This is a genomic window from Nocardioides ganghwensis (assembly GCF_014779655.1).
Classification (GTDB): Bacteria; Actinomycetota; Actinomycetes; order Propionibacteriales; family Nocardioidaceae; genus Nocardioides; species Nocardioides ganghwensis.
Window position 1 is genome coordinate 260,145 of sequence record NZ_JACXYX010000001.1, and the last position, 23,822, is coordinate 283,966.

General features: G+C 72.8%; 24 protein-coding genes. 15 read left to right on the forward strand and 9 right to left on the reverse strand.

Translation table 11 applies throughout. The features are described from left to right. Positions 1-18 precede the first annotated feature (18 nt). Positions 19-1,068 carry an SGNH/GDSL hydrolase family protein gene (locus IEZ24_RS01245; RefSeq protein WP_129456309.1) on the reverse strand — a complete coding sequence of 350 codons (1,050 nt, stop codon included), beginning with the start codon at positions 1,066-1,068 and terminating at the stop codon, positions 19-21. A gap of 61 nt (positions 1,069-1,129) precedes the next feature. Between IEZ24_RS01245 and IEZ24_RS01250 the strand changes: the two genes are divergently transcribed. Genes IEZ24_RS01250 through IEZ24_RS01270 form a run of 5 tightly spaced genes read left to right on the forward strand, consistent with a single transcriptional unit; the run spans position 1,130 to position 5,425 of the window. Next, the gene (locus tag IEZ24_RS01250) at positions 1,130-2,524 is read left to right on the forward strand and encodes a cystathionine beta-synthase (RefSeq protein WP_129456308.1); all 1,395 of its coding nucleotides are present in this window, start codon (positions 1,130-1,132) and stop codon (positions 2,522-2,524) included. Further along, positions 2,521-2,961, forward strand: coding sequence for a hypothetical protein (locus IEZ24_RS01255; protein WP_129456307.1), 441 nt, complete (start codon positions 2,521-2,523; stop codon positions 2,959-2,961). Before IEZ24_RS01250 ends, IEZ24_RS01255 begins: the two co-directional genes overlap by 4 nt. Positions 2,962-2,973: 12 nt before the next feature. Beyond that, the gene (locus IEZ24_RS01260) at positions 2,974-3,753 is read left to right on the forward strand and encodes a sulfite exporter TauE/SafE family protein (protein WP_129456306.1); all 780 of its coding nucleotides are present in this window, start codon (positions 2,974-2,976) and stop codon (positions 3,751-3,753) included. Positions 3,754-3,788: 35 nt separating this feature from the next. After that, positions 3,789-4,802: a YihY/virulence factor BrkB family protein gene (locus tag IEZ24_RS01265; RefSeq protein ID WP_129456305.1), complete on the forward strand. Its 1,014-nt coding sequence runs from the start codon at positions 3,789-3,791 to the stop codon at positions 4,800-4,802. Then, a complete protein-coding gene (locus IEZ24_RS01270) occupies positions 4,799-5,425 on the forward strand; it encodes a YigZ family protein (RefSeq protein ID WP_129456304.1) in 627 nt (208 codons plus the stop codon). The genes IEZ24_RS01265 and IEZ24_RS01270 overlap by 4 nt, the downstream gene beginning before the upstream one ends. Here the strand turns inward: IEZ24_RS01270 and IEZ24_RS01275 are convergent. Next, the gene (locus tag IEZ24_RS01275; RefSeq protein ID WP_129456380.1) at positions 5,418-5,777 is read right to left on the reverse strand and encodes a YchJ family protein; all 360 of its coding nucleotides are present in this window, start codon (positions 5,775-5,777) and stop codon (positions 5,418-5,420) included. The two genes, IEZ24_RS01270 and IEZ24_RS01275, sit on opposite strands and share 8 nt — an antisense overlap. A gap of 52 nt (positions 5,778-5,829) precedes the next feature. On the opposite strand from IEZ24_RS01275, the gene IEZ24_RS01280 reads away from it, so the two are divergent. Further along, complete coding sequence (locus IEZ24_RS01280) at positions 5,830-6,369, forward strand: hypothetical protein (RefSeq protein ID WP_129456303.1); 540 nt, start codon at positions 5,830-5,832, stop codon at positions 6,367-6,369. A gap of 25 nt (positions 6,370-6,394) precedes the next feature. Further along, positions 6,395-6,931, forward strand: coding sequence for a DinB family protein (locus IEZ24_RS01285; RefSeq protein WP_129456302.1), 537 nt, complete (start codon positions 6,395-6,397; stop codon positions 6,929-6,931). A 17-nt stretch (positions 6,932-6,948) separates the two neighbouring features. Here the strand turns inward: IEZ24_RS01285 and IEZ24_RS01290 are convergent, their stop codons facing one another. Continuing rightward, positions 6,949-7,332 carry a VOC family protein gene (locus tag IEZ24_RS01290; RefSeq protein WP_129456301.1) on the reverse strand — a complete coding sequence of 128 codons (384 nt, stop codon included), beginning with the start codon at positions 7,330-7,332 and terminating at the stop codon, positions 6,949-6,951. Positions 7,333-7,424: 92 nt separating this feature from the next. Between IEZ24_RS01290 and IEZ24_RS01295 the strand changes: the two genes are divergently transcribed. Then, positions 7,425-7,940, forward strand: coding sequence for a GNAT family N-acetyltransferase (locus IEZ24_RS01295; protein ID WP_129456300.1), 516 nt, complete (start codon positions 7,425-7,427; stop codon positions 7,938-7,940). Here IEZ24_RS01295 and IEZ24_RS22190 read toward each other — a convergent pair. After that, complete coding sequence (locus IEZ24_RS22190) at positions 7,913-11,203, reverse strand: fibronectin type III domain-containing protein (protein ID WP_129456299.1); 3,291 nt, start codon at positions 11,201-11,203, stop codon at positions 7,913-7,915. The two genes, IEZ24_RS01295 and IEZ24_RS22190, sit on opposite strands and share 28 nt — an antisense overlap. A 173-nt stretch (positions 11,204-11,376) precedes the next feature. On the opposite strand from IEZ24_RS22190, the gene IEZ24_RS01305 reads away from it, so the two are divergent. Then, positions 11,377-12,027 carry a response regulator gene (locus tag IEZ24_RS01305; protein ID WP_129456298.1) on the forward strand — a complete coding sequence of 217 codons (651 nt, stop codon included), beginning with the start codon at positions 11,377-11,379 and terminating at the stop codon, positions 12,025-12,027. 132 nt (positions 12,028-12,159) lie between these two features. Beyond that, positions 12,160-12,768: a hypothetical protein gene (locus IEZ24_RS01310; protein WP_224744651.1), complete on the forward strand. Its 609-nt coding sequence runs from the start codon at positions 12,160-12,162 to the stop codon at positions 12,766-12,768. Between the two features lie 78 nt (positions 12,769-12,846). Here IEZ24_RS01310 and IEZ24_RS01315 read toward each other — a convergent pair whose 3' ends face one another. Both IEZ24_RS01315 and IEZ24_RS01320 read right to left on the reverse strand, forming a co-directional pair. Next, entirely contained in the window at positions 12,847-14,436 is a 1,590-nt protein-coding gene (locus IEZ24_RS01315) for a GAF domain-containing sensor histidine kinase (RefSeq protein ID WP_165356128.1), read from the reverse strand. A 35-nt stretch (positions 14,437-14,471) separates the two neighbouring features. Then, positions 14,472-14,912 carry a pyridoxamine 5'-phosphate oxidase family protein gene (locus IEZ24_RS01320; protein ID WP_129455913.1) on the reverse strand — a complete coding sequence of 147 codons (441 nt, stop codon included), beginning with the start codon at positions 14,910-14,912 and terminating at the stop codon, positions 14,472-14,474. 159 nt (positions 14,913-15,071) lie between these two features. Between IEZ24_RS01320 and IEZ24_RS01325 the strand changes: the two genes are divergently transcribed. From IEZ24_RS01325 to IEZ24_RS01335, 3 genes are read left to right on the forward strand one after another with little or no spacing between them, the layout of a single operon-like run. Next, the gene (locus IEZ24_RS01325) at positions 15,072-16,481 is read left to right on the forward strand and encodes a sigma 54-interacting transcriptional regulator (protein WP_242498538.1); all 1,410 of its coding nucleotides are present in this window, start codon (positions 15,072-15,074) and stop codon (positions 16,479-16,481) included. Next, complete coding sequence (locus tag IEZ24_RS01330; protein WP_129455914.1) at positions 16,474-17,028, forward strand: GNAT family N-acetyltransferase; 555 nt, start codon at positions 16,474-16,476, stop codon at positions 17,026-17,028. The genes IEZ24_RS01325 and IEZ24_RS01330 overlap by 8 nt, the downstream gene beginning before the upstream one ends. Beyond that, the gene (locus IEZ24_RS01335) at positions 17,025-19,073 is read left to right on the forward strand and encodes a VWA domain-containing protein (protein WP_129455915.1); all 2,049 of its coding nucleotides are present in this window, start codon (positions 17,025-17,027) and stop codon (positions 19,071-19,073) included. The genes IEZ24_RS01330 and IEZ24_RS01335 overlap by 4 nt, the downstream gene beginning before the upstream one ends. A gap of 96 nt (positions 19,074-19,169) precedes the next feature. Here IEZ24_RS01335 and IEZ24_RS01340 read toward each other — a convergent pair whose 3' ends face one another. Together IEZ24_RS01340 and IEZ24_RS01345 are read right to left on the reverse strand one after the other, a co-directional pair. Next, positions 19,170-19,592 (reverse strand): nuclear transport factor 2 family protein, encoded by a 423-nt coding sequence (locus IEZ24_RS01340; protein ID WP_129455916.1) that lies wholly within the window; start codon positions 19,590-19,592, stop codon positions 19,170-19,172. A 12-nt stretch (positions 19,593-19,604) separates the two neighbouring features. Next, on the reverse strand, positions 19,605-20,957 hold the full coding sequence (locus IEZ24_RS01345) for an ABC1 kinase family protein (RefSeq protein ID WP_129455917.1): 1,353 nt from the start codon (positions 20,955-20,957) through the stop codon (positions 19,605-19,607). A gap of 129 nt (positions 20,958-21,086) precedes the next feature. On the opposite strand from IEZ24_RS01345, the gene IEZ24_RS01350 reads away from it, so the two are divergent. Both IEZ24_RS01350 and IEZ24_RS01355 read left to right on the forward strand, forming a co-directional pair. Further along, positions 21,087-22,559 carry a S8 family serine peptidase gene (locus IEZ24_RS01350; protein WP_242498539.1) on the forward strand — a complete coding sequence of 491 codons (1,473 nt, stop codon included), beginning with the start codon at positions 21,087-21,089 and terminating at the stop codon, positions 22,557-22,559. A 119-nt stretch (positions 22,560-22,678) separates the two neighbouring features. Beyond that, positions 22,679-22,975, forward strand: coding sequence for a DUF1905 domain-containing protein (locus tag IEZ24_RS01355; RefSeq protein WP_129455919.1), 297 nt, complete (start codon positions 22,679-22,681; stop codon positions 22,973-22,975). Here the strand turns inward: IEZ24_RS01355 and IEZ24_RS01360 are convergent, their stop codons facing one another. Further along, positions 22,976-23,704: a CDP-alcohol phosphatidyltransferase family protein gene (locus tag IEZ24_RS01360; RefSeq protein ID WP_242498540.1), complete on the reverse strand. Its 729-nt coding sequence runs from the start codon at positions 23,702-23,704 to the stop codon at positions 22,976-22,978. Positions 23,705-23,822 lie beyond the last annotated feature (118 nt).

Consider the following 23,822-nt stretch of genomic DNA (forward strand, 5'->3'; position numbering starts at 1 on the left):
CCGTGTCGTGTCCGCTGCTCACCGCTGGGTGGGGACGGGGTCGAGCCCGTCGTCCGGGTCCTGCTCCTCGTGCTCGTCCGGCGACTCGGCCTCGGTGGACGGGCGGCGCCGGCGGTGGCGCAGCTCGACCCAGCGACCGCGCAGGCCGCGCTGGTTGCCGCCGACCTCGGTGCCGTCGACCTCGGTGCCGGGCGTACGGGCCGCGCGGACGGCCGCGGCCGCGACCGGCAGGATCCCCTCGCGTCGGCGGGGCTCGGGCAGGGCCTCGTCCTCGGGCAGCAGGTCGAGCGCGGCCAGGCAGGACGGGATCAACACCGACGCGAGCTGCTTGTAGCCGTCGGCCGACGGGTGGAAGCGGTCGGGGCCGAACAGCACCGCCGGCGCGGCGTCGAACTCGGGGCCGAGGATGTCGCCGAGCGAGACCGAACGCCCGCCGTTCTCCACGACGGTGATCGTCTGGGCCGCCGCGAGCCGGCGCGACCACTCGCGCGCCACCTGCTTGAGCGGCGGCGGGATCGGCCGGATGGTGCCGAGGTCGGGGCAGGTGCCGACCACGACGGCGACGCCCGCCTCGCGCAGGCGGCGTACGCCCTCGGCGAGGTGCCGCACCGAGGCGGAGGGCAGCACGGTGTGGGTGACGTCGTTGGCGCCGATCAGCACGACGGCGAGGTCGGGGTGGGTGCCGAGGGCGGCGTCGACCTGCTCGGCCAGGGCGCTCGACTGCGCGCCGACCACCGCGAACGAGCGCAGGTGCACCCGGCGGTCGGCCTGGGCCGCCACGCCCGTGGCGAGGTGGGCGCCGGTGGTGTCCTCGACGCGGTCCACGCCGTAGCCCGCGGCGCTGGAGTCACCCAGCAGCGCGATGCGGATCGCGGGTCCCGGACGGCCGCGGCCGTACCAGCCCGTCGCGTTGGGCGGGCGACCGTCGCCGACGACGCCGATGACCTTCCGGGCGAACTTCGCCTCGGCCACCAGCACCCCGTACAGGCCGGCGCCGAGCACGGACAGGCCGCCGCCACCCAGGGCCGCGGCCGATGCCAGCTTGCGTGCTGCTCCTGTTGCCCCCACGCCCCGAGCCTACTCAGACGGCGTTGCATGTTACGCAGCAGTAGACGGCTAGATTGGCCGGGTGCAGTACGTGAACTCCCTCCTCGACCTGATCGGCAACACCCCGCTGGTCCGCCTCAGCCGGACGCTGGACCTCCCGGACGGATCCGGGGACGGACCGCTGGTCCTGGCGAAGGTCGAGTACCTCAACCCCGGTGGCTCGGTGAAGGACCGCATCGCGAGCCGGATGATCGAGGCCGCCGAGGCCTCGGGCGAGCTCCAGCCCGGCGGCACGATCGTCGAGCCGACGTCGGGCAACACGGGCGTCGGGCTGGCGATGGTGGCGCAGCAGAAGGGCTACAAGTGCGTCTTCGTGTGCCCCGACAAGGTCAGCGAGGACAAGCGCAACGTCCTCAAGGCCTACGGCGCCGAGGTCGTGGTCTGCCCGACCGCCGTCGCGCCCGAGCACCCGGACTCCTACTACAACGTGAGCGACCGGCTCGCCTCCCAGCCGGGCGCCTGGAAGCCCGACCAGTACTCCAACCCCCACAACCCGCGCTCCCACTACGAGACCACCGGTCCGGAGATCTGGGCGCAGACCGACGGGAAGATCACCCACTTCGTCACGGGCATGGGCACCGGCGGCACGATCAGTGGTGTCGGTCGCTACCTCAAGGAGCAGAACCCCGACATCCAGGTCGTCGGCGCCGACCCGGCCGGCTCGGTCTACTCCGGCGGCACGGGGCGCCCCTACCTCGTCGAGGGCGTGGGCGAGGACTTCTGGCCCGAGACCTACGACCGCAGCGTCGCCGACCGCGTCATCGAGGTCTCCGACGCCGACTCCTTCGCCTTCACCCGCCGCCTCGCGCGCGAGGAGGCGATGCTGGTCGGCGGCTCCGCCGGCATGGCGGCCTTCGCCGCGCGCACCCTCGCCCACGAGCTCGCGGCCGAGGGGCGTACGGACGCGGTGGTCGTGGTCCTGCTGCCCGACTCCGGGCGCGGCTACCTCACCAAGGTGTTCAACGACGACTGGCTAGGCCAGTACGGCTTCGCGACCGGGGCCCCGAGCGACCAGCGCACGGTCGGCGAGGTGCTGCGCGGCAAGTCCGGCCAGCTGCCCGACCTGGTGCACACCCACCCGAGTGAGACCATCGCGGAGGCGGTGCACATCTTCCAGGAGTACGGCGTCAGCCAGATGCCGGTCGTCCGGGCCGAGCCGCCGATCGTGGCCGCGGAGGTCGCGGGCTCGGTGTCGGTGTCGACCCTGCTCGACGCGCTGTACGCCGGCACGGCGAAGCTCAACGACCCCGTCGAGGACCACATGTCCGCCGCGCTGCCGACCATCGGGTCCACCGAGGCCGCCGCCGACGCGGTCCGACTGCTGGAGAAGGCCGACGCGGTGCTTGTCCACGAGGACGGCAAGCCCATCGGTGTGCTCACCCGGCAGGACCTCCTGACGTTCGTGGCCAAGTCGTGACGCGCGCCGCCCGGGCCCTCGCGGCCCTCACCTGCACCGGCCTGCTCGCCGGCCTGCTCGGCGCCTGCGGCGACGACCTCAACACCGACACCTCGCCGGTCGAGGTCGAGGTGGGCGAGGCGTTCTCCTGGAACTCCTTCGCCGTCGAGGAGGGCTGGGAGCTCAACCCGGTCGAGCGCTCGGCCGGTGCCGACGAGGTGACCACCCCCGAGGTGAAGGGGACGATCACCAACCGGTCCGAGGAGGAGCGGGCGGCGATCTTCGAGATGGTCTTCTCCGCCGACGGCTCGCCGGTCGCGACCCTCAGCTGCTCCGCCGCCAAGATGGTCGAGGACCAGTCGCAGCAGCTCGTCTGCCCCGGCCTGAGCGCCACCATGCCCGAGGACTACGACGCCGTCGTGGTGCAGGAGCTCAGGCGGGACACGACGCCCAGCTGACGGGCGTTCGTCATGGCGGACCTGTCCCTCGAGGTCGTCCTCTTCCTCGTCCTCGCGGCCCTGGTGGCCGGCTTCGTCGACGCCGTCGTCGGTGGCGGCGGGTTGGTGCAGCTCCCGGCCCTGCTGGTCGGCCTGCCCGGTGCGTCGGTGGTGCAGATCGCGGCGACCAACAAGCTGGCGTCGTTCTGCGGCACCTCCATCAGCGCCGCGACGTACGTCCGACGGATCCGCCCGGACCCGCGCACCTTCCTGCCCCTGATGCTCGCCGCCGCCATCGGGTCGGCCGGCGGCGCGCTGGTCGCCTCGCTGCTCCCGCGCAGCGCGTTCGACCCGATCATCCTGGCGGTGCTGGTCCTGGTCGGCGGGTACGTCTGGTTCAGACCGAGCGTGGGTGAGCTCACGAGCCTCCGCTTCCAGGGCGGGCAGCACCTCACCGCGGTCGTCCTGACCGGCCTGACGATCGGCTTCTACGACGGGGCGATCGGGCCGGGGACGGGCTCGTTCCTCGTGTTCGCGCTCGTCGGCCTGCTCGGCTACAACTTCCTGGAGGCCTCGGCCAAGGCCAAGCTGGCCAACTGGGCGACCAACCTGGCCGCGCTCGTCGTCTTCGTGCCGCAGGGGGCGGTGCTCTGGCAGCTGGCCCTGCCGATGGCGGCGGCCAACATCACCGGCGGCTACCTCGGGGCGAGGCTGGCGATGGCGCGCGGCGCCCGCTTCGTCCGGGCGTTCTTCCTCGTCGTCGTGTCCGGCTTCGTCGTGCGGATCGGCGGGGACCTGCTCGGCTGGTGGTGACCGGCGCGCGCTCACCCAGGCGGTAGCCTCCCCTCGTGGGAGCCGTGGGGTCAGTCGACGCGTTCCAGCGGCGCCACCCGGTGCTCGGATTCCCCCTCGCGGTGGTCTACAAGTACTTCGACGACCAAGGTCCCTACCTCGCGGCGGCGCTGACCTACTACGCCTTCATCGCGATCTTCCCGCTGATGCTGCTCGGCACCTCGATCCTCGGCATCATCCTGCGCGGCGAGCCCAACTGGCAGGAGTCGATCCTGGACTCCGCGCTCGCCCAGTTCCCGATCATCGGCGACGAGCTCGGTCGACCGGAGGGCCTCCAGGGTTCGTTCGCCGGTGTCGCGGTCGGTGGCCTCGCCGCCCTCTACGGCGCACTGGGGCTCGGTCAGGCGCTGCAGAACACCCAGCACGTCGCGTGGTCCGTCCCGCGCAACAGCCGCCCCAACCCCTTCTACGCCCGGGTCAAGACGCTGCTGCTGCTCCTGACCGCGGGGCTGTCGCTGCTCGCCGTCACGATCGTCTCCACCATCGCCAGCACCACCGACGTGTTCACCGAGGTCATCGGCGACGGGCTCAAGGCCCTGCTGCCGGTGCTGACCGTGCTCGTGGTCGGCACCGGGCTGACCTACCTCTTCCGCTTCGCAGCGACCGGCCAGCACTCGTTCTGGCGTGCCGCGCCCGGCGGGTTCACCCTCGCCGTGCTGTGGCAGGTGCTCCAGATCGGCGGTGCCGCCTACGTCGACCGGGTGCTGGTCAACACCTCGTCGATGACCAAGACCTTCGGCCTGGTCCTCGGCCTGATCGGCTTCCTCTGGATCGGCGCCGTGATGGCGGTGCTCGCGACCGAGGTCAACGTGGTGCTCGCGCGCCGGCTGTGGCCGCGCGCGCTGCTGACGCCGTTCACCGACAACGTGCAGCTGACCGACGCCGACCGCGAGGCGTACGCCCTCTATGCCCGGATGCAGCGGCACAAGGGCTTCGAGAAGGTGGTCGTGCGCTGGGAGCCGGGACCGGCCGAGCGGGAGCCCGACGAGCCGTCCGACAGGCCGGCATGACGACCTACCTCACCGTCGCCGGTGACGCCACCGCCGAGGTGGAGGACCGCGGCTCGCGCTTCCTGTGCACGCTGCGCAGGGTCACCGACGAGGACGCCGCCCGCGATCTCGTCGCCCTGCTGCGCCGTGAGCACTGGGACGCACGGCACCACTGCTCGGCCTTCGTGCTGGGACCCGACGGTGCGCTCCAGCGGTCCTCCGACGACGGCGAGCCCGCCGGGACCGCCGGGGCGCCGATGCTCGAGGTGCTCAAGGGGGCCGGGGTGAGCGACGTCGCGGCCGTGGTGAGCCGCTGGTTCGGCGGGACGCTGCTGGGCGCGGGCGGCCTCGTGCGGGCGTACGGCGACGCGGTCCGTGCCGCGCTGGCCGAAGCCGGCACCCTGCGTCGCTCGCGGCTCACCGAGCTGGCCCTCGACCTCGACCACGCCGACGCCGGTCGCGTCGAGGGCGAGCTGAGGTCGCGGGGCGTACGCGTCCTCGACGTCGCCCACGACGCCCGGGTGCGGCTGCTGCTCGCGGCGCCACCCGGGGAGGTGGACCGGCTCGACGAGCTGGTCGCGGCGGCGACGGCGGGCCAAGGGCTCCTCGAGCGCGTCGGCGAGCGGTGGGTGGACGTCAGCTGACCGGCCGGTCCACCACGCCGTCGACGTAGACCCACCGGCCGGCACGCTGCTCGAACCGGCTGACCTCGTGCATCGAGCCACCTTCCCAGGACGCGACGAACTCGACCGTGTCGCCCTCGGCGGCGAGGACCCGGAGCCCGGTCCACCGGGTCCCCGGGTCGGGACGGACGTCGTTGGGACGGGTCCGCGGGTGCCAGGTGCGGAACAGGTGGTCGGCGTCCCCGACGACGAACGCGGTGTAGCGCGAGCGCATCAGCTGCTCGGGCGTCCGGGCCTGGGCGGCGTTGGCCAGCAGCGGTCCGCAGCAGGCGTCGTACGCCGCGCCGGTCCCGCACGGGCAGGGGGTCGTCAGCACGGGCGCGACTCTATCGACGCCGTTTGTGTTGCGGTGTAATCATGTAAGCATGAAGCCAGACGAGAGCCGCCGCGGTCGCCGCGGCGGGTGGCAGGTCGCCGACCTGCCGGACGCGAGCGATGCGTCCGAGTGGTTCCACGGGCGGCTGCCCGAGGCATGGTTCAGCGCGGTCGACGTCACCGTCGACCGCGAGGAGATCCTGGTGGTGGGCACCCTCGCCGCCGACGACGTCACCGGGGCCGAGGCGGAGGGTCGCATCGGCCGCTTCCGCTCCGAGACCAGGGCGGAGCGCATCGAGATCGCGCTCGAGGCGCAGGCGCGCTACCAGCGCAAGGTGTCGTGGGGGGTGCGGCTCGGCGACACCGAGGCGCTGTTCACCCACGTCGCCGCGCCCGTGATGACGCGGCTGCGCCAGCCGGAGCGACGGGTGCTCGACACCCTGGTCGACGCCGGTGTCGCCCGCTCCCGGTCCGACGCCCTCGCGTGGTCGGTCCGGCTCGTGGGGGAGCACGCCGACGAGTGGCTCGGCCAGCTGCGCGACGCGATGGCGGAGGTCGACAAGCTCCGTGGCGAGGGCCCGACCCTCTGACGCAGCACGTACTACGGTGCCGCGCATGACGATCGAGCGGCCCGAGCCGTCCTTCAGCAACGACGAGACGGGGATGCTGCGCTCCTTCCTCGACCACTTCCGCGGGACGGTGCGGCTCCAGGCCAGCGGACTCACCGACGACCAGCTCGCGCAGACCCTGCCGCCGAGCGACCTGACCCTCGGCGGGATGCTCAAGCACCTCGCCTTCGTCGAGGACTACTGGTTCTCCTACAACCTCGCCGCCCACGAGCCGTCCCCGCCGTGGGACACCGCGCCCTGGGGCGACGACCCCGACTGGGACTGGCACAGCGCCGCCGGCGCGACGCACGCCGAGCTCGACGCGCTGCTCGCCGCGGCCATCGCGCGCTCGGACGCGTGCCTCGACGCCGCCCTGGCCGAGGACCCGGACCTCGGCCGGGCGGTCGCGCGGCCGCGGGACCCCGCGAAGGGCGGGACCGCCACCCTCCGGTGGGTGCTGGTCCACATGGTCGAGGAGTACGCCCGCCACGCCGGCCACGCCGACCTGATCCGCCAGTCGATCGACGGCGCGACGGACGTCTGAGCAGTCGGGGCCGGAGGTCAGGTCTGCTCGTGCAGGCAGAGCACGTTGCCGGAGGGGTCCTTGAACCAGGCGGCCTTCTCGGAGCCGAGCACGCAGACGTGGTCGACCGTGCGGAAGTCGGGCAGGTCGTAGTCCTCGAAGACGACGCCCCGACCCTCGAGCTCGCCGATCTCCGCCGAGATGTCGTCGACCTCGAAGCTCATCGCGGTGCTCTCCGAGGGGTGGCTGTCGGGGCGGGGCAGGAGGACGAGCGTCGATCCGCCGTCCAGCGCGAAGAGCGCGCTGCCCTCGTCGTTGGTGCCGGTGTAGTCGAGCCCGAGGGACTCGGAGTAGAACGTGCGGGCGCGGTCGACGTCGGTGACCGGGAGCATCATCGCGACCGTACGGTGTGTGAGCGACATGAGCGCCTCCTCGTGGTCTGGTCACCACCACTGTGCGCCCGCCGCCGGGCTGCCGGGAGACTGCTCCAGACCGGAGAATCGAAGGAGATCCCGTGATCATCAGGACCGCGACCGAGGACGACTGGCCCGCGATCTGGCCGTTCTGGAGCGAGATCGTCGAGGCGGGCGAGACGTACGCCTACCCGCTGGGCGCCACGTCGGAGACGGCCCGCGGCTGGTGGTTCGACGGCAGCCATGTCGTGGTGGCAGCGGAGGACGGCGAGGGCGGCCGGATCCTGGGCTCCGCGAAGATGGGCCCCAACCGGCCCGGTCGCGGCGCCCACGTCGGCACCGCCTCCTTCATGGTCGACGCGGCCGCCCGCGGCCGCGGCGTCGGCCGGCTCCTCGGCGAGCACGTGGTCGCATGGCACCGCGAGCAGGGCTTCGCCGGGATCCAGTTCAACGCCGTGGTCGAGACCAACACCGCCGCCGTGCGCCTGTGGCAGGACCTCGGCTTCGAGGTCCTCGGCACCGTGCCCCGCGCCTTCGAGACCCCGAGCCGGGGCCGCGTCGGACTGCACGTGATGTACCTCGAGCTCGCTCAGCGCACCCGGCCCGGTCGCCGGTAGGTCCGGGTCGTCGTGGTGTGCCCGGGCGCCCGGGCGACCACGCGCAGGGCGATCCGTGCGCCGCGGTCGGCGCGGCGCAGCACGTACGTGCGACCGGTGGCGCCCTTGATCACCCGGCTTCCGCGCAGCCAGCGACAGGTCACGCGCGTGCCCGCTGCCGGCTCCACCCGTACGCGCGCCACCAGCTTGCGGCCCACCTCCAGCACGCCGGTGTAGCGCAGCCGGTCGAACGCGACCGGGCCCGGGCTCGGGAGGACGGCCGGGTCGGGCGCGACGACAGGCGGCACGACGGGTGCGACGACCTGAGGGACCGGCGCGCCAGCGGTCACCCGCACGACCGCCACGTCCTTGATGCCGGCAGACGCCGGGGAGTGGTAGGCGTGCAGGGCGTAGGTCGCGGTCGTGCCCGCGGCGGCCGCGGCGGGCACGTCCACCCGCAGCTCCAGCGGCCGGGAGTCGCCGGGCGCCACACCGACGACCTGGTGCCAACCCACCTCCGGCGACACCTCGCCCGTGATGTCGGTGCCGGCCCGCGTCCACGTACGACCGAAGGCGGCGTACTGGTCGCCGCGGGCCTCGGCGAGTCCGTAGGTGTCGACCGTGTCCCCGGCGTTGGTGAGCACCAACCCGATCGTCGTGCTCGTCCCGGCCGGCACGGTGACGTCGAGGACCTGGCCCGCACCGGTGGCGTTGACCACGCCCGCGCCCACGGGCCCGGAGGGCGAGAGGACGGACAGGTCGGGGCGGTGCACCGGTGCCTGCGCCGCGCGTGGGCGCACCGGGTTGCTGGGCGCGCTGGCGCCCGACGTGCCGACCGAGGTGGCGGCCCGCACCCGGAAGACGTAGGGCTCGTCGCCGTCGGACAGGTTGGTCAGGCCGGTGACGGTGCACGTGAGGCCGGTCGTCTGGCAGGTGTGGGCCTGGGCGGTCGGGTCGCCGACGCGCGAGGCGACGACCGTGTAGCCGAGCCCGGTGCCGGACCCGGGGTCGGCGACAGCGGGCCACGACACGGTCGCCGAGCCGTCCCCCGCGACCGCGGTCGGGGTGTCCGGCGTCGAGGGGGCGCGACCCGCGCCTGCCTCGATCGTGAACGTCCGCTCCAACGGGACGTCGACGTAGTCGACGTCGCAGTAGCCGTCGCAGTGGCCGGTCACCCGGAAGACGTACGCACCGGCCGGCTGGTCGACGGTGAACGTACGGCTCGTGCCCGTGCCGGACGTCACGCCGAGCTGGGTCGCCCCCTTGTGCACGCCGAGCTGCAGGAGGTTGCCGTCCCAGTCGCGGTAGCGCGGGACCGGGAGGCCGCTGATGTCGACGGGGGTGAGGTGGATCTGCTCCGGCGTGGACGCCTTCACCTGGATCGTGGGCTGGTGGGGGCCGCCCGGCACGGTCGAGGCGGCGAGGCCGGCAGGCCAGTTGAGCGGGGTCGGCGCGCCGTCGCCGGTGTGCCACCTGCCGTTGGGGCCGCCGTGCTCCAGCGACTTCTCGGGCAGGGCCGCCACCTGGGCGTCGTGCCGGTAGGTCAGCGGCAGGGACTCCAGGACCGAGCCCGTCGTGCTCCGGAGGGTGAGCGTGAACGCGAGCGGGGTCTGCTGGAACGTCGCGCGGTCGACCGCGGAGTACAGGCCGAACGTGCCGCCGGAGAAGACGCGGTAGTAGGCGGTGTCGGTGCCGGCGTTCGCGGGTTGTGCGAACCGCAGGTAGGCCGAGACCGGTGCGTCCGGGCCGGTGGCGAGCGGGATGCCGGCGGCCAGTGCCTGCGGCGCTCCGTTGCCCGATCCCAGCGTCGCGAGCTGCGCGGTCGGGACCACGTACGTCGCTCCGCCGTGCCGGATGCCCTCGACCAGCAGCGAGGTGCGCGACTCCGTGCCGACGTTGGGACGGCTGGCTCCGTCCTTCCACGTCTTGTAGTTGTCCGTGACCGCGCCGACCAGCGCCATCGCGCCCGGCTCGGTGCCCGGGTCGGGGTCCGCCGCGAGGCCGCCGGGGAGTCGCGAGGCGTCCGCGAGGCCCATCCCCGCGCACGCGCTTCCGGGCGCGAGCCGGAAGTCCCGGGCAGCGACGTCCACGAACGTGGCCGGCTGGTTCAGCGTCACACCGGACAGGTCGAGCGCGGAGCGGTCGTTGCCGGTCACCTCGAAGAGGTGGTCGTTGCGCGTCTCGTTGTAGAGGCAGGAGTCGAGGACCAGGTTGTCCGCCCCGGCGCCCACGCCGTACGCGAAGTTGCCCAGGACGTCGGCCGTCGCGGTGGAGTTGGGGTTGTTGTGGGGGGCGTAGGCGTCGAGGCGCGAGTTGGCGATGATCGAGCCCCGGATCCGGGCGCGGTCCGACCGCACCGCGGTCGGGTCGTCCGGGCCGCTGGTGTCGCTGCCGATGTTGAGGTTGGACCCGTTGCCGTACATCACCACCCGGTCGACGAGCACGTCGTCGGCGTCGGGGTAGAGCTGGATCGCGCGGTCCTTGTTGAAGTCGAAGAGCGAGTTGTGGATGATCGCGCCCCACGGGTCGGCGTCGGCGCCGTCGCGGGTCAGCTGGAGGTAGACGCCGTGCGACCCGCCCGGGTCGGCGGGGTCGTTGACGTGGTCGGCGCCGCAGTCGTGCACGCGGCTGTCGATGAGCACGAAGTCCTCGGCCGTGCGGTCCCACTGCGGCGGCGTGGCACGCGCGTCACCGCCGACGTCGAGGCAGATGTTCTCGGCGTAGGTGAGGTCGATCCCGTCGAGGACGACGCGGTCCCCGTCGACGGCCATGGCGCTGCCCGCCGTCGTGCCGGTCTTGACCAGGTCGAGGTCCTGCAGGATGAGGTCGCTCTGCGCCGGACCGATGTGGAACTGGGTGGTCGTCACGAGCGTCGCGCGGCTGCCGGGTGTCTCCGGGCGCACGATCTTCGGCGCACCCGGGCTGCCTCCGTAGAGATGGCTCCACGACCACTCGGGGCCGTCCATCGTGATCGTGCTGCCGTCCGCGATGCAGCCGGTCTGGCCTGCGGCGAGCTTCTGGGTCAGGGCACTGATGTTCTTGACCGGTGCGGCCTTCGTGCCCGGGTTGGCGTCGCTGCCCGTCGGAGCGGCGTACCTGCTGCACGGCTGGACGGGCACCTCCGGGACGGGCCGCACGGACCCCGCGGTGGCGGCCGCGGCGACGGCGGGTGCCGCGACGGTCGGAGGGACGGGGACCAGGGCCAGGCCCGCGGCCGTGCCGACGGCGCAGACGAGTCGTACGACGGCCGTGCGGGCGGACGTCAGGGCGCGGGCGTGCTTCACGGGGACTCCTCCGGGACGGGGCGGTCCCGCCGACCGACCCGTGCGGCACCGGCGGCCCTCGGGGCGTCGTCGGACGCGCACGTTCGATCGTAGGCAGGCGAACCGGCACTCGTGAGCGTTTTCGCCAAGCTCGGTCACCCGCGCCGGCCCACGACCGTGGTGGAATGTCCCCCATGGCCGACCCGATCCGCGTCTACCTCCTCGACGACCACGACGTCGTCCGTCAGGGACTGAGGTTCCTGCTCGAGCAGCAGGACGACATCGTCGTCGTCGGCGAGTCCGCCACCGCGGCCGAGGCCGCGGCCCGCATCCCGGCGATGCGGCCCGACGTCGCCGTGCTCGACGCGCGGCTCCCCGACGGCTCCGGCATCGAGGTGTGCCGCACGGTGCGCGCGGTCGACCCCTCCATCAACGCCCTGATCCTCACGTCGTACGACGACGACGAGGCGCTGTTCGCCGCGATCATGGCGGGCGCGGCCGGCTACGTGCTCAAGGAGATCCGCAGCTCCGACCTCGTCACCGCCGTGCGCCACGTCGCGGCCGGCAAGTCGCTCATCGACCCCGCGATGACCGCCACCGTGCTCGAGCGGATCCGCAACGGCCCGGGCACGCCCGACGAGCTGGCGTCGCTGACGGACCAGGAGCGGGTGCTGCTGGGACACATCGCCGAGGGGCTCACCAACCGGCAGATCGCCGAGCAGATGTTCCTCGCCGAGAAGACGGTGAAGAACTACGTCTCCAGCATCCTGGCCAAGCTCGGCCTCGAGCGGCGCACGCAGGCGGCGGTGCTCGCCTCCAAGCTCCTCGGCGACGCCCCGCGCTGAGGCGCTGAGGGCCCGCGGCGGTCGGGACCAAGGTCCCGCGGAACCGGTGACCGGCGGCCCTGCTGCGCGCCCCCGCGTCACGGGAGTCTGGTGGTGACCCGGAAACCCACACCACTGAAGGAGGGGATGACGATGAGCGTCATCCATCGCCACCGCCACGAGGCCACCGCACCTGTCGTCGAACAGGCCGGCGCCCCGGCCATCGAGAGCCACGACCACGGCACCTTGTTCGACAAGGCCCTGGCCACCCTGCGGATCGCCTTCGGAATCACCTTCCTGTGGGCCTTCCTCGACAAGACCTTCGCCCTCGGCTTCCACACCGGCTACGACCAGGAAGGCAACCTGGACCGGTTCGGAGACGCGGCGTGGATCAACGGCGGCAGCCCCACCGAGGGCTTCCTGACCTTCGGTGTCCCCGCCGACAACCCCTTCCACGGCTTCTTCACCGGCCTCGCCGGCCAGGCCTGGGTCGACTGGCTGTTCATGATCGGCCTGCTCGGCATCGGCGTGACCCTGCTGCTCGGGGTCGGGATGCGGATCGGCACCGCGGCAGGCGCGCTCATGTACGCCTTCATGTACGCCGCCGTGCTCCCGCTGGAGAACAACCCGGTCGTCGACGACCACCTCGTCGGCGTGATCGTGATGGCCGTCCTCGCCCTCGGCGCGGCCGGCACCACGTGGGGGCTGGGTCGCTGGTGGAACCGCACGGACGTGGTGCAGAAGTACCCCGTCCTGAGGTGACACCAGTCCCTCACCGGACCCGGCGCCGTCCCCCGGCGCCGGGTCCTCTGGCGTGCTCGGGGGACTTGCGGGTGCCGGTCAGCGCAGCGGGACGCGCCACACCAGCACGGTGCCCCGCTCGCCCACGGCCGAGACCGTGAGCGTCCCGCCGAGGTCGTCGGCGCGGCGCCGAGCGTTGCGCAGGCCGCTCTCGGAGACCTCGGCCGGCAGGCCCACGCCGTCGTCGGCGACCCGCAGCTCCAGGAGGTCGCCCGTGACGACCAGGTCGACCTCGGCGCTGTCGGCGAGCGCGTGCCGCGCGACGTTGGAGACGGCCTCGCGCAGCACCGCGAGCAGCTGGGACCCCAGGGCCGGGGGGACGGCGGTGTCGACCGGACCGGAGGTGCGGACGACGGGAGTGAACCCCAGCACCGGGACGTACTCCTTGACCAGGCTGCGCACGGCCCCGCGCAACGAGTCGCCGCGGCGGTCCTGGAGCTCGAAGATCGTGCCGCGGATCGCCTTGATGGTGTCGTCGAGCTCGGCCACGGACTTGTCGAGGCGCTCGGTGACGGCGGCGTTGCCGGCCATCGCCGCGACACCCTGCAGCTGGAGACCGGTGGCGAAGAGCCGCTGGATGACGATGTCGTGCAGGTCGCGGGCGATGCGCTCGCGGTCGGAGATCAGCGCCAGCTCCTGGCGGTCGGCCAGGGCCTGGGTCCGGTCGAGGGACAGGGCCACCTGGTCGGCGAACCCGGCGAACAGGTCGCGGTCCTGCACGTCGAGCAGCTCGGCGCCCGGGTGGGAGACAGCGACGAGCGCGGTGACCGGGGCGAGGTGCGAGCGCAGAGGCACCACGACGAGGGGTACGCCGTCGGCGGAGGTGGTGACCACCGAGGCGCTGGTGCCCGGCTCGACCGTGCCGCGGGCCTCGGCGAGCACGTCGGTCACCCAGTCGGGGTCGACGTCCGGCGCGGTGCTGACGGTGTCGTGGTCCGGCCCCACCGACGACCAGAGCGCGACGGCGCTCGCCCGCGACACCTGCCGGGCTGCGGACACGATCTGCGGCAGCACGTCCTCGAGGTCGACGGGCGGCTGGAGCAGCTCGGCGAGCTCTGCCGAGGCCTCCAGCCACTGGCGTCGCCGCTCGCTCAGCGCGAAGGACCGCGCGTTGCTGATGACGTAGCCGGCCGTGCGGGCGAGCTCCTCGACCAGGCTCTCGTCGTCCTCGGTGAACGGGCCGCCGTCGGCCTTCTCGGTGAGGTAGAGGTTGCCGAAGACGGTGCCGCGGATCCGCACCGGCATCCCGAGGAAGGACGTCATCGGCGGGTGGTTGGGTGGGAAGCCCACCGAGGAGGGATGGGCGCTCAGGTCGGCCAGGCGCAGCCCCGACGGGTCCTCGATGATCACGCCGAGGATGCCGCGGCCGCGGGGGAGGTCGCCGATGAGCGCACGGGTGCGCTCGTCGAGGCCGGTCGTGACGAACTCGACCAGCTCGCCGTCGTTGCCCAGCACCCCGAGGGCCCCGTAGCGGGCGTTCGTCAGCGCCGTGGCCGCCTCGACGATGCGGGTCAGCACGCTGGTGAGGTCGAGGTCGCTGGAGATGGCCGTGACGGCCTCGAGCAGCGAGCGGGCGTCGGCGCCGAGGTCGGGGGAGGGAGCTGGGGTGGGCGAGGAGGTGGGCGTCACGCCCCCATCATCTCCCGAGGCGCAGGCGGACCCCGTCAGGCGAGCCGTCGGACCGGCAGGTGCTCCCATGGGTCCCAGCCGCCGCCGAGCTGCCGGCCGCTGACCTCGGTCCACGGGATGCGGACGATGAGGTTGCGCTGACCGGTCGCCCACGGCCGGGGTTGCCAGGAGCGGGCGATCTCGGCGAGCTCGTCCTGGTCGTGGACGAACGCCCCGCGACCGCGTACGACGACGCTCCAGCCGCGCTTGAGCTCGTAGTCGAACTGGTCGACCTCGAAGCACAGCTGTGCGTCGCGGCCGTAGGTGCCGAGCAGGCTGTAGGCGGTGGTGCGGATGAGCACCGACTCGCCGTCGACGGCGTAGTTGACCGGGATGATGTGGGGCCCGTTGGGGGTGCCGACGGCGACCCGGCCCGCGACTCCGGCCGAGAGCAGGCGCGCGCAGTCATCGCGGGAGAGGTCGTGGGTGGTGTGCATGGTGCGCCTCCTTGTGCTGGACTCCCAGCGTCACCCGCGCCCCGTCGCGCCGAGCAGGGCCGAAGGTCCCGACGACACAGGGACGGGAGTCGCTCGTCGCCCCCGGTGTGCGGACTTCGAGCGCACTCCACGTTGACCGGCGGGTCTAGCGTGGAGGGCGTGACCCACGTGGACGACCAGCAGACCCAGCACCCCGCAGCCAGCACCCTCGGCCAGCTCCGCGAGAGCGGGCACCAGCTGAAGTCGCTGCGGCAGGAGCTCCGCGACAACCTGCTCGAGCGGCTCGCGGCCGGCGTCGACCCGTGGCCGGGGCTGCACGGCTTCGCCGACAGCGTCATCCCGCAGGTCGAGCGGGCGCTGCTCGCGGGCCACGACATCGTGCTGCTGGGCGAGCGCGGCCAGGGCAAGACCCGGCTGCTGCGATCCCTCGTCGGCCTGCTCGACGAGTGGACCCCGGTGATCTCCGGCTCCGAGCTCGGCGAGCACCCCTACGAGCCGATCACCGTGACGTCCAAGCAGGCGGCCGCGACCTACGGCGACGACCTGCGCATCTCGTGGGTCCACCGCGACGAGAGGTACGCCGAGAAGCTCGCGACCCCGGACACGTCGGTCGCCGACCTGATCGGCGACGTCGACCCGATGAAGGTCGCGGAGGGACGCCACCTCGGCGACCCGGAGACCATCCACTTCGGGCTGATCCCGCGCAGCCACCGCGGCATCGTGGCGATCAACGAGCTGCCCGACCTCGCCGAGCGGATCCAGGTCGCGATGCTCAACGTGATGGAGGAGCGTGACATCCAGATCCGCGGCTACGTCCTGAGGCTGCCGCTCGACGTGCTCGTCGTGGCCAGCGCCAACCCGGAGGACTACACCAACCGCGGGCGCATCATCACCCCGCTCAAGGACCGCTTCGGCGCCGAGATCCGCACCCACTACCCCCGCGAGGTGGAGGAGGAGATCGCCGTCATCGAGCAGGAGTCCGACCTCGTGGCCGAGGTGCCGGCCTACCTGCTCGAGGTGCTCGCCCGCTTCACCCGCAACCTGCGCGACTCCCAGTCCGTCGACCAGCGCTCCGGCGTGAGCGCCCGCTTCGCCATCGCCGGCGCGGAGACCATCGCGGCCGCCGCGCTGCACCGGGCGACCACCCAGGGAGAGGACGAGGCGGTGGCCCGCGTCGTCGACCTCGAGACCGCGGTCGACGTGCTCGGCGGCAAGATCGAGTTCGAGACCGGCGAGGAGGGACGCGAGAGCGAGATCCTCACCCACCTGCTGCGCACGGCCGTCGCCGAGACGGTGCGCGCCCACCTCGCCGGCATCGACCTGCGGCTGCTCGTCGAGGCCATCGAGGAGGGCGCCATGGTCGGCACCGGCGCGCGCGTCGGTGCCCGCGACTTCCTCGCCGGGCTGCCGGTGCTGGGGGAGTCCGACCTCTACGACGAGGTGTGCGAGCGACTCGGCGCCAGCAACGACGGCGAGCGCGCCGCCGCGATCGAGCTGGCGCTGGAGGGCCTCTACCTCGCGCGCAAGATCGGCAAGGACACCGACGGCGGCGAGACCTTCTATGGCTGAGTCCCCCTCGGCGGTCGACGTGCGGGCGCAGCAGTGCGCCGAGGTCACCCTCCGGCCGGCCACCGTCGACGACATCCCGGCCCTCCGGGCCCTCGGCGAGGCGGTCGTGCCGCCGACCTACGGCCCCATCGACGCGGCGTACGCCCAGCGGATGCTCGACGAGTGGTGGACGGCCGAGCGCTTCGCCGACACGCTGCCGCGGGTGAGGATGCTCGTGGCCGAGCGCGACGGGCAGGTCGTGGCCATGAGCAGCTTCGGACGGCTCTCCGCCTCGCACCGCGACTTCCCCCACGTCACCGGCGACCGCGAGGTGATGTGGAAGCTCTACGTCCACCCCGACCACCACGGCCTCGGCATCGGCAGCCGGCTGCTGGCGGAGGTCGAGTCCATGACCGAGGGCGACGAGCTGTGGCTCGAGGTCGTCGACGGCAACGTCCGGGCCTACGACTTCTACGTCTCGCGCGGGTTCCGGGAGGTCGAGCGGGTCACCGACCGGGAGTGGCCCGACGACATCTGGCTCCGCAAGCCGCTGGGTGGTGCACGGTGAGCCGCTTCCGCAAGTACGACGGCGGCGACCCGCTCGCGCCGCCGGTCGACCTCGCCGAGGCGCTCGACGCGATCGGGCAGGACGTGATGGCGGGCTACTCGCCCGAGCGCGCGATGCGGGAGTTCCTGCGCCGCGGGGGCACCGACCAGGCCGGGCTCGACGAGCTGGCCCGCCGGGTCGCCGAGCGGCGTCGCGAGATCCTCCAGCGCAACAACCTCGACGGCACGATGCGCGAGGTGCGCGAGCTCCTCGACCGGGCGGTGCTGGCCGAGCGCGGACAGCTGGCCCGCGACATCACCATGGACGACTCCGACCGCGCCTTCTGCGAGCTCGTGCTCGACGACCTGCCGACCTCCACCCCGGCAGCGGTGGCCGAGCTGGCGTCGTACGACTGGCAGTCGAGCGAGGCGCGCGAGGCCTACGAGCAGATCAAGGACCTCCTCGGCCGCGAGCTGCTCGACCAGCGCTTCGCCGGGATGAAGCAGGCGCTCGAGGGCGCCACCGACGAGGACCGGCAGGCCGTGCAGGAGATGCTCTCCGACCTCAACGACCTGCTCGAGAAGCACGCCGCCGGAGGAGTCACGGACGAGGAGTTCCGCGACTTCATGGACAAGCACGGCGACTACTTCGCCGACTCGGACGGCCGGACCCCGCAGGACATGGACGACCTGCTCGACTCCCTCGCCCAGCGCGCCGCCGCGGCCCAGCGGATGCTCAACTCGATGACGCCGGAGCAGCGCCAGGAGCTGATGGAGCTGTCGCAGCAGGCGTTCGGCTCGCCGGCGCTGATGGAGCAGCTCGCCCGGATGGACGCCAACCTGCAGGCGCTGCGTCCCGGCGAGGACTGGTCGGGCTCGGAGGGCTTCGAGGGAGACCAGGGTATGGGGCTCGGCGACGGCACCGGGGCCCTGCAGGACCTCGCGCAGCTGGACGCCCTGGCCGACCAGCTCGCCCAGTCCCACCACGGCGCCCGGATGGACGACGTCGACCTCGACGCGCTGGCCAGGCAGCTCGGCCCCGACGCGGCGGTGGCGGCGAAGACCCTCCAGGAGCTCGAGCGGGCGCTGCGCGACAGCGGCTACCTCAAGCGCGGCTCGGACGGCGAGCTGCGGCTCTCGCCCAAGGCGATGCGCCAGCTCGGCAAGGCGCTGCTGCGCGACGTCGCGGACCGGATGAGCGGGCGCAGCGGCGCGCGGGAGACGCGTACGACGGGGCTGGCCGGGGAGCCGACCGGGTCCAGCCGGCGCTGGGAGTTCGGCGACACCGAGCCGTGGGACGTGCCGCGCACCATCACCAACGCGGTCCTGCGGGACCCGCAAGCTCTCGGTGGTCGAGTGGCCGGCGAGGGCCGAGCCGGCGTGTCGAGACTACGGATCCGGGTCGACGACATCGAGGTCACCGAGACCGAGGCGCGCACCCAGGCGGCCGTGGCCCTGCTGGTCGACACGTCGTTCTCGATGGCGATGGACGGGCGCTGGGTGCCGATGAAGCGCACCGCGCTCGCGCTGCACCAGCTGGTGCGCTCGCGCTTCCGCGGCGACGAACTCCAGCTGATCGCCTTCGGCCGGCACGCGCAGGTGATGGAGATCGAGGAGCTCACCGCGCTGGACGCCCGCTGGGACAAGGGCACCAACCTCCACCACGGGCTGCTGCTCGCCAACCGGTTCTTCCGCAAGCACCCCAACGCGCAGCCCGTGCTGCTCGTCGTCACCGACGGTGAGCCGACCGCTCACCTCGAGGCCGACGGCGAGGTCTGGTTCTCCTACCCGCCGCACCCGCTGACGATCGCCCACTCCGTGCGCGAGCTCGACGCGGCGGCCCGGCTCGGGGCGCAGACGACGTTCTTCCGCCTCGGTGAGGACCCCGGCCTGGCGCGCTTCATCGACTCGATGGCCCGGCGGGTCGACGGCCGGATGGTCAGCCCCGAGCTCGACGACCTCGGTGCCGCGGTCGTCGGGTCCTACCTCGGATCAAGGGGTCCCGCCTCGTCCTACCGCGAGCACTTCGGGGACTTCTACGGCGGCGGCCGGGGGTTCTGGGTGTAGGAGCCGGCTCCGGCCGGTCGGCTTCCTGGGGTGGTCCGCCAACTCACCAGTTGGCGCGCCAACGGGCGCGGGCCACCGACATCCCCGGTCGGACAGTCAGGCCGGTGGCCTGTCGGCCGCTTCGAGCATCCGCAGCAGCTCGGCGCCCATGTGCTCGATGACGGCCTGGAGCGCCTTGGCGGGGCGCACCATGACCGTGAAGTCGACGATCTGGCCGTCGCTGTCCCACGTGATCATGTCGATGCCGGAGACCTCGAGGCCGCCGACCTCGGTGCGGAACTGCAGCACCGCAGAGTCCTCACCGAGCCACTCGCGCTCGTACGCCAGGGCGGGCCCGAGAACCGTGAACGCGGCCGTGAGGTAGCCGACGACCGTGTCGCGGCCGACCTGCGGCGTGTGCACGGCGGGGCTGCGGAAGACCGCGTCCTCCGCGATCAGGCCGGGCAGGCCAGCCGGGTCGCGGCTCTCGACGACGGCGTGCCAGCGGGCCAGGGCGGCGGCTGCGGAGGTCGTGCTCATCGCGTCATGCTGTCACTCGTCGGCGAACCCCGGCAGCGACTCCTCGAGGATCTCGCGGAACGGGGCGCTGGCGCCGAGCTGGCTCAGCAGGCCGAGGGCGCCGAGCCAGGTGCGGTGGATGAGCAGGTAGGACGTCGGGAGGTTGAGCTTGGTGGCCAGCGTGAACGACTCGGCGCGCGGGTCGTTGATGCGCTCGAACTGCTCGCGCATCCACTCCCGGGTGAAGGCGAAGCGCTCCTGCGCGGCCGGCTCGACGAACGGGGCGAGGTAGGTCAGCACCATCGCGGGGTCGACCTCGATCCGGTCCTTGATGAAGCCCTCCTCGCGCAGCCCGGCGACGAGCGACTCCTCGTCGGACTCGAGGGCGATGCGGATCAGCCGCCCCATCGCCTCTGGGAGCTGCCCCTGCGACAGCCGCGCGACGGCCCCGAAGTCGAGCACCCCGAGCCGGCCGAGGCCGCCGTCGGGCGCGGGGAGGACGCGGAAGTTGCCCGGGTGCGGGTCGGCGTGGAGCATCCCGGTGAGCCGGGGGCCCTCGAACAGGAAGCGCACGAACAGCTCGCCGTAGTGGTCGCGCTCCTCCTGCGTGCCCTCGCGGATGACGTGGGCCAGCGAGTGGGCCGAGTCCATCCACTCGGTCACCAGCACCTCGCCCCCCACCGCGACCACGGCCGGCACCACGATGTGGGGGTGGTCGGCGAAGGCCTCGGCGTACGCCGCCTGCGCCTCGGCCTCGAGGTGGTAGTCGAGCTCGTCGGCGGCCCGGTCCTGGAGCTCGGCCACGAGCGGCTTGATGTCGATGCCCGGGAAGACCGGCGCGACGCCGCGCGCGACGCGGGCGATCTGGCGCAGGTCGGACATCAGCGCCTCGCCGGCACCGGGGTACTGCACCTTGACCGCGACGTCGCGCTCGGCGCCGTCGCCGACGTGGTCGCGCCACCGGCCGCGGTGGACCTGCCCGATCGAGGCAGCGGCCGTCGGGGCACCGTCGAGCCACACCAGCCGCTCCGGCCAGTCGGCGCCGAGGTGGGTCGTCAGCTGCTCGCGCACGGTCGAGGTCGGCATCGGGGGAGCGGAGTCCTGCAGCGCCGTGAGGTGCTCGCGGTAGGGCGCTGCGACGTCCTCGGGCAGAGCCGACTCGAGCACGCTCAGGGCCTGGCCGAACTTCATCGCCCCGCCCTTGAGCTCGCCCAGCGTGCGGAAGAGCTGCTCGGCCGTGCGCTGCTGCACCTCGGTGAGCACCGCGTCGGCCGGGCGGCCGCCGAGCCGCTTGCCCAGGCCCATCGCCTGGCGCCCGGCGTACCCGAGTGGGAGGGCGGCGAGGCGGGCCGTACGGGCGGCGGCCTTGCGGGGGAGCTCGGTCATGGTGCCCATTGTCCCTACCCGCACAATGCGGACCCGCCGGGTGGCGACGACCCGTCGTGGCGACCAGCGTGACCTGGCGCACGGTCGGTCGTTGAGGGGGCGATGACATCAACCCCTCGGGAGGAACACGTGCGCCCCAATGCGCGTCTCACGCCACTGCTCGCCTGTGCGGCGAGCGTGCTCGCTGCCTCGGCCACCTTCGCCGTCGGCGGCACCGCCGCCGCCGAGCCGTCGACGCAGCAGGCCAACGTCTCCGACTTCCTCGCCGGCCAGCTCACCGGCCTGACGGGCAGGACGACCGTGATGGTCCACGGCACGTCGATCACCGCGGCCCGGCAGGCGGTCTCGGCGACCGGCATGGAGAAGACCGGCGAGTTCGAGGCCATCGGCGTCGTGGTCGCCAACGCGTCGAAGAGCCAGATCCAGGCCGTACGCAGCGCGCCCGGCGTGACCTACGTCGAGGGCGGCGCACAGCCGATCGACTTCTTCCAGGAGACCTCCAACACCGCGACCCGCGGCGCGGAGGCGGCCACGACGCTCACCGGTGCCGACGGCTCGCCCCTCACTGGCACGGGCGTCAGCGTCGCGGTCATCGACTCCGGCGTCGACCCGACCCACCCCTACTTCGCCGAGGCCGACGGGTCGAGCGCCGTCGTCGCCAACCTCAAGGCCGTGTGCGAGCCGCTGACCGAGACCTGCTCGGTCCAGCGGGTGCCCGCCTTCGTCGACACCGACACGCTCTCCGTGGGCGGCCACGGCACGCACGTCAGCGGCATCGTCGCCGGCCGTCCGACCACGCTGAGCGACGGCGGCGAGCTCCAGGGTGCAGCCCCGGGCGCCAAGCTGGTGTCGATCTCGACCGGTGCCGGCATCGTGATCCTCGGTGCCGACTCGGCGCTCAACTGGGTGCTCGAGAACCACGAGGCCCCGTGCGGGGCCGGCGTGCCCGCCTCGACGTGCCCGCCGATCAAGGTCACGAACAACTCCTACGGCCCGTCCGGGGGCGGCGAGTTCGACCCGGAGTCGGCCACGGTCAAGCTCCAGCGCGCGCTCGCGGCGGAGGGCGTCGTCAACGTCTGGGCGGCCGGCAACGACGGCGGCGACGGCTCGACCAGCCTGACCAACCCGCCCGGCCAGGACCCGACCGGCGGCATCCTCTCGGTCGCGTCCTACTACGACCAGGACACCGGCACCCGCGACGGCGTGGTCTCCGACTACAGCTCGCGCGGCCTCGCCACCGACCCCTCGACGTGGCCTGACCTCTCTGCCCCCGGCGAGAACATCACGTCGTCGTGCCGCCTCTACCTGGCGATCTGCTCCACCGGGCTGGACTTCCGCAACGGTCCCGGCGCGCTCGACATCGGCACCTTCAACACGATCAGCGGCACCTCGATGGCGGCCCCGCACGTCGCCGGTATCGTCGCGCAGCTGTTCCAGGCCGACCCCGACGCCACCCCCGCAGACATCGAGCGGGCGCTGAAGGTCTCGGCCCACAAGTTCACCGACGGCGCCGGCTACGAGCCCGGCGCGGTCGGCACCACGTCGTACGACAAGGGCCACGGCCTCGTCGACGTCGTGGCCGCGGTCGCAGCCCTCGGGTAGGTCCCGGGGCTGACCAAGACCCTCTCCAGGGGAGGGCCGTCGCGCAACAGGGGCGCGACGAGCGGCGGGCGGGAGTTCTCGGACTCCCGCCCGCCTTCGGCATTTGGTTGGGTGGAGCCATGGACACCGGTCCGGAGATCGAGTTCAGCGGGCAGGTCGTCGAGTGGCGCGGTCCCGCTCCGTACGTCTTCGTCCCGCTCCCGCCCGACGCCGCCGACCTCGTCGACGAGGTCAAGGCCGACGTCGTCTACTGGGGCGTCGTGCCGGTGCGCGCGTGGATCGGGGGCACCGGGTTCACCACGGCGATGTTCCCCCGCGAGGACACGTGGTTCCTGCCGCTGAAGGTCGCCGTACGCCGGGCTGAAGGTGTCGAGCTCGGCGACGTGGTCGACGTACGGATGCAGGTGGGCCGCTAGTCAGGCGACCGCGGGGACCGTACGGCTGCGACGGGTCGTCAGGTAGAGGCTGAGCGCGACGTAGTAGACGACGTAGGCCACCGAGATCGCCAGCCACACGGGGCTGGGGTCGGGGAGCTGCAGGAGGAGCACGGCGTAGGCGGCCAGCCAGAGGCAGGTCAGCGCGAGCGTGGTCGTCTGCAGGGTGGTCGTGCGGGACGGGTAGACGTAGCCGACCGGCACGAACACGAGGACCGCGCACACCAGCAGCACGACGGCGACGGCGGTGGTCGACAGGTCGAGCACCACGACGTAGAACGCTGCGATGTTCCAGTAGCTCGGGAAGCCGAGGAACAGGTGGTCGTCGGTCTTGGCGTCGACCCGGCAGAACTGGTAGGCCGAGGCGATCAGGGGGATCACCGCCAGCACGGTCGCCGAGGTCCCCTCGCCGAGGTAGCCGGCGCTCCACAGCAGGAGCATCGGCATGAAGGCGTAGGTGATGTAGTCGACGATGTTGTCCAGGAGCGCGCCGTCGAACGACGGGGCGTACCGCTTGACCTGGACCCACCGCGCCAACATCCCGTCGGTGCCGTCGACGACCATCGAGATGAGGAACAGCCACAGGGCACGGACGGTGTCGCCCTCCATGACGGCGACGAACATGAGGAACGCCAGGACGACCCCGGAGGCCGTGTAGGCGTGGACCAGCCAGGCGGCGACGGTGTGTCGGTACTGCGATGGGGCGGGCACGCGACTCCTCGGTCGGACGGGTCCTGCTGCGCAAGGCGGATCATGTCAGACGCAGGTGAGATCGGATGCAACCTCCGGCGGCGCGGCCGCGTCCTCACCATGCACCCCGGCCCGCGGG